This window comes from Gordonibacter pamelaeae 7-10-1-b, from assembly GCF_000210055.1.
In the GTDB taxonomy this organism is placed as follows: Bacteria; Actinomycetota; Coriobacteriia; order Coriobacteriales; family Eggerthellaceae; genus Gordonibacter; species Gordonibacter pamelaeae.
In genome coordinates this window covers 289,979-295,072 of record NC_021021.1, presented here as the reverse complement: position 1 = coordinate 295,072, position 5,094 = coordinate 289,979, and the positions used below count along the sequence as shown (strand labels likewise).

Genomic DNA, 5,094 nt, shown 5'->3' with positions numbered 1-5,094 from the left:
CGCAGGCCGCTCGCGCACGCGGGCGAGCAGGTCGAAGCCGTCCATGCCGGGCATCATCACGTCGAGCACGAGCAGCTGGTAGGCGCGCTCGGGCGAGGCCGCGCGGCTGTCGATGGCAGCGAGCGCCTCGGCCCCTGCATGCACGACGTCCACGCAGGCGAACCCCGCGCCGTGCAGGATGGCCGCCACCATGTCGGCCAGCTCGCGCTCGTCGTCCACCACCAGGATGCGCTTGCCGCGCAGATGCTCGTCCACCATGCCGAATCCGCCCGATGCCATCTGGCCTCCCTTCTCTCACGTTCGCATTATGGCACATCCGCCCCGCGCCCGGGCGGCCGCGCGCGGGGCGTAAGGCAGGCGCAAGGTTGCGTAAGGGAAACGCAAGGAAGGGGAAGGGGAAGCGTAAGGCCGCCCGCGTAAGCTTGTCTGCGGAACCGATCGAGAGAAGGAGACGACATGGCGGCACAACATGCAGGGCAGCCGATGCAAACCGTGGTCGAGGTGCGCAACGTGGGCAAGCGCTACGGTATCGAGGGGCGCAAGCGCGATGGGAGCGTGACGCAGGCGCTCGACCACGTGAGCTTCGCGGTGGCGGCAGGCGAGTTCACCGGCATCATGGGGCCGAGCGGGTCGGGCAAGTCCACGCTGCTCAACTGCCTGGCCACCATCGATGCGCCCACAAGCGGCAGCATCCATATCGGCGGGCGCGACGTGGGGTCGCTCGCAGGCAAGGAGCTGGCGCGGTTCAGGCGCGAGGAGCTGGGCTTCATCTTCCAGGACTCAAACCTGCTCGACACGCTCACGGCGTACGAGAACATCGCGCTCGCGCTCACCATCCGGAAAACCCCTGCGCGCGAGATCGATGCGCGCGTGCAGGAGGCGGCGAGCACGCTCGGCATCTCCGACGTGCTGCAGAAGCATCCCTACCAGATGTCCGGCGGCCAGAAGCAGCGCGTTGCCGCTGCGCGCGCCACGGTGGGCCGCCCGCGCCTCGTGCTGGCCGACGAGCCCACCGGCGCGCTCGACTCGAAGTCGGCCAAGCAGCTTCTCGAATCGCTCGCGTACTTGAACAGCCGCGGGTCCACCATCCTCATGGTCACGCACGACTCGTTCTCGGCCAGCTACTGCAACCGCATCATCTTCATCAAGGACGGCGGCCTGTACGGCGAGCTGCGCCGATCGGGCGCCGACCGCGGGGTGTTCTACCGCAAGATCGTGGAGATGGTGTCCCATATGGGCGGCGCGGGCGAGGACGCGCCTGCCGAGGGCGAGGTGGCGCGCCATGCTTGCTAGGCTCGCGCTCGGCAACGTGCGCAAGTCCCTCGCGGACTTCGGCGTGTACTTCCTCACGGTCATGCTGGGCGTGGCCGTGTTCTACGCGTTCAACTCCATGACGGCCCAACAGGGCGTGCTCGCGTTCTCCGAGACGCAGGACAAGATGTTCGAGCTTCTGGGCATGGTGATCGGCGGGGTGTCGGTGTTCATCGCGTTCGTGCTCGTGTTCTTGGTGGTGTACGCGAACGGCTTCCTCATCAAGCGGCGCAAGCGCGAGTTCGGGGTGTACCTGACGCTGGGTATGAGCTCGGGCGACGTGGTGAGGATCGTGGCGCTTGAATCGCTCATCGTGGGCGCCGCGTCGCTCGCGGTGGGCCTTGCGGTGGGCGTGGGGCTCTCGCAGCTTCTGCTGCAGCTCACAAGCGCGCTGTTCAAGGCCGACGTGGCCGCTGCCGGTGGGTTCGCGTTCGTGTTCTCGGCCGACGCGCTGGTGAAGACCGCCGTCGTGTTCGCGGCTATCTTCCTGGTGGCCGCCCTTTTGAACGCGCGCACGGTGGCGCGGGCGAAGCTCATCGACCTGCTCCATGCAGGCAGCAGGAACGAGGAGATGAGGCTTAAGAGCCTGCCGCTGTCGCTCGTGCTGTTCGCGGTGTCGCTCGTGCTGATCGGCGTATCGTACAAGCTGCTCATCGACAACGGGCTCATGGAGCCTTCGCCGGAATTCGCCGCGGCCACGGTGCTCGTGTGCGTGGGCACGGTGCTGTTCTTCTACGCGCTGTCGGGCTTTTTGCTGAAGCTCGTGCAGATGATCAAGCCGCTGTACCTGCGCGGGCTCAACATGTTCACGCTGCGGCAGCTGGGCGCCAAGGTGAACACCACGTTCGCGTCGCTGTTGGTGGTGTGCATCGTGTTGTTCCTGGCCATCACCAGCGTGTGCGGCGGCATCGGCATCCGCAACGCCATCGACGGCTCGCTGGACAGGAGCACCGACTACAGCGCCAGCGTGTCCACGTCGTTCGGCTCCTACAACGCCGAGGCGGGTTTCCAGCCGGCGGACCTGGGGGCGTTCGGCGAGTTCGCCGAGCGGCAGGGCTACGACATGGCCGCCGGCCTGCGCGCGAGTGCAGCAGCGGTGGGGGCGGGCGACTTCGACGCGGTCGTGTCCGGCACGGCGCAGGTGGACCTCATGGTCGACCCGTCCGACGGCCTGGTGATGGACGACGTGGAGCGCGCGAGCGGCCTGGTGCTGGCCGATTACGCGGGCGCTTCCATCAACAGCGGCTACGGCGTGTACCCCGTGTACGTGGCGGCGCTGTCACAGGTGAACGATGCGCTTGCGCTGGCGGGCAAGCCCGCGCTCGAGCTGGGCGCGGGGGAGTGCGCGATCTACAGCGACTCCGACATCACGAGCGGGTTCTACCGCGATGCGGTGGATCGCGGCACCACGCTGCCGGTGGGCGGACGCGATATGCGCGTGGTCGAGTTTCGGGATGATTGCCTGCAGACCACGCCGTTCCCCATGAACACCGGCACGCTCGTGGTGCCCGACGAGGCGGTGCCCGAGGACGCGCGCATCCTGCAGTCCATCCTCGACGTGCAGTGCGCAAGCGATGCGGACGAGGCGGCGTTCGGCGAGATGATGGACGCCGTGGCGGATACCGACAACCCCGACACCTGGCCCGTCACGCTTTCCATGACGCGCGCCGACGTGTTCGACCAGAGCATCAGCCTGTCTACCATCGTGGCATATCTGGCCATCTACCTGGGCTTCGTCCTGGTCATCGCCTGTGCGGCAATACTCGCCATCCAGCAGCTCTCCGACGCGTCCGACAACGCGCAGCGTTACGGCCTGTGCGCCAAGCTAGGCGCCCCCGAGCGCATGATCGACGGCGCGCTGTTCGTGCAGGTGCTCGTGTACTTCCTGTTCCCGCTGCTGCTGGCCGTGGCGCATTCCGCGTGCGCGCTCGTGGTGGTCACCGACGTCGTGGCCGTGTTCGGGCACCTCGACATCACCTCGATGGCGCTCGCCTGCGCCGGCGCGTTCCTCGCGGTGTACGGCGTGTACTTCGCCGTGACGTACCTCGGCGCCCGCAAGCTCGCCCGCGAGTAAGGACGAAGACGCCCCCGCAGGTTCGACCTGCGGACCCTGCTAGCAGCCGCTTGCATGTCCTCCCCTTATCAGCCGGCCGGGTACGTGCGTGTCGTGCGAGCTGTCCGGCGCATCGGGCGAACCTCCAAGGTTGCCCTGATGCGCCGGACGGCGTCCATCGCGCGCGTGCTTTCGGCCGGCCGACAGAGGGGCCGAGGCACGCGCGAGCGATCTTCCTCTTTCCTACATCTGCCGGCCGAGCGCGAACGCGTGCGAGAACAGGCTGCCATTGTCGGTCGGCACGAGCACCAGGTTGTCGCTCTCCAGGACGTACGTGGGCAGGACGCGCACCATGGTCAGCTGCACCGTGCCGCCCGGCGCGATGACGACGTGCTGGGGGTTGTCGGAGGGCAGGGTGTCGCCCGAAGCCTCGAAGTCCAGATCGTAACCCGTCCGCACCACGTCGAGCGTCCCGTCGTCGTTGCGCAGGGCGAACTCGTAGAGCACGCTCGTCCAGACGGGCACGGCCGTATCGCCAAGGTTGCGCACCGTTACCGTCGTCGACGCGTAGCGGTAATCGTTGCTCGTCAAGGTGCCGTCGTCGTTGTAGCCGTAGCCCCACACCTCGCGCGAGCACTTGTCCAGGTAGCGCGCGTTTCCGAGCCAGCCGCCGATCACGAAGAGGCAGTCGCCGAGCGTCTTCCCGCCCGGCAGGGTGTCGGAGAGCGAGAGGGAAGGAGAGCTCATGGCCAGTTGGGCGGTCAGCCGTTGCGGGCTCTCGGCATTCGTGTAGGAGTAGTCGGGGTTCTCGTAACCGAAGTCGAACGGGATCTCGCCATCGGCCGCCGTGAGCGCGTTCTCGGGCAGCGTCGCGTCGACGTGCGCGCCGTCCACCTCGACGGTTGCCCGCCACGTGTCGTCCTGCCGCTCGATGATCGAGGCGGGCAGCACCTCGTCGGCGCGGTCGTTCGCGTCGTCCAGCGGGAAGGGGAACGGCCCGTTTCCGGCTTCCACCACGGTGCCGTAGAGCGACTTCGCCGACGTGCTCGCCTCGGCATCGTCCGCAGCGAGGCGGGGGGTCAGGCGGGGGGCGCCGTCAACCATCTCGGTCTCGAAGTTGGCGACGTGCAGCTCGATGGCCTGCGTGGAGGTGCTGCCGTCCTCGAACGTCACGGTGACGGTGAGCGTCTGCCCGTCGAACAGGTCGATGACGGGGGACTGCGAGTCGTTGAAGACATCCTCGGGAACCTCGCCTTCGTTCGTCCAGAGGCCGAAGCTCGTCGTGCCGTCGGCGATGCCGGGGTCGTCGTCCGCGGAGACGTCGATGGTGGCGCCCATGAGCTTCGCGAGGCTAAGCTTGCTCTCGCCGTCGCGCATGGCGCTGCCCACGAAGTCGTAGCCGCCGTAGTACTCGCCGGTGCCGCGCGACGTGGGCTTCCAGCTTGCAAGCTCGCCCATGCGCGGGTCGTCGGGGTCGGTCGGCCCGTCCTCGAACGTCACGCGGTACAGCGCCCCGCCCGTGAGATGCGCCTGCACGCGGACGATACCCTCGCCCTCCACGTGGAAGAGGCAGCCCGAGAAGAAGCCGCTTACCTTGTAATCGTCGCCTCCCCGGAATCGGTAGCCCAGGTCGCGGTCGAACGCCACGGTGCCGCCCTCCCCGGGTGCGAGCGGCGCGCTGCCGTCGCTCGCATAGGCGCGCACCGAGAAGCCGCAGCGTGCGGCGGCCT

Annotated in this window: 4 protein-coding genes; 2 read left to right on the top strand and 2 right to left on the bottom strand. The window is 67.9% G+C overall.

From position 1 onward, the window contains the following. A partial coding sequence (locus GPA_RS19865; RefSeq protein WP_231847537.1) for a response regulator transcription factor occupies positions 1-279 on the bottom strand: 279 nt, incomplete at its 3' end. Positions 280-456: 177 nt separating this feature from the next. Between GPA_RS19865 and GPA_RS01290 the strand changes: the two genes are divergently transcribed. Then, positions 457-1,293, top strand: a complete 837-nt coding sequence (locus tag GPA_RS01290; RefSeq protein WP_041238742.1) for an ABC transporter ATP-binding protein — start codon at positions 457-459, stop codon at positions 1,291-1,293. After that, positions 1,283-3,385, top strand: a complete 2,103-nt coding sequence (locus tag GPA_RS01285) for an ABC transporter permease (protein WP_015538719.1) — start codon at positions 1,283-1,285, stop codon at positions 3,383-3,385. Before GPA_RS01290 ends, GPA_RS01285 begins: the two co-directional genes overlap by 11 nt. 222 nt (positions 3,386-3,607) lie before the next feature. On the opposite strand, the gene GPA_RS01280 is transcribed toward GPA_RS01285, so the two are convergent. Beyond that, positions 3,608-5,094, bottom strand: a 1,487-nt coding sequence (locus tag GPA_RS01280; RefSeq protein WP_083808824.1) for a hypothetical protein, incomplete at its 5' end; no start/stop codon positions are given.

Excerpts from the sequence above, each read along its gene's own strand:
- GPA_RS01285 (WP_015538719.1), top strand. The coding sequence starts at position 1,283 with ATGCTTGCTAGGCTCGCGCTCGGCAACGTGCGCAAGTCCCTCGCGGAC.
- GPA_RS01290 (WP_041238742.1), top strand. The coding sequence starts at position 457 with ATGGCGGCACAACATGCAGGGCAGCCGATGCAAACCGTGGTCGAGGTG.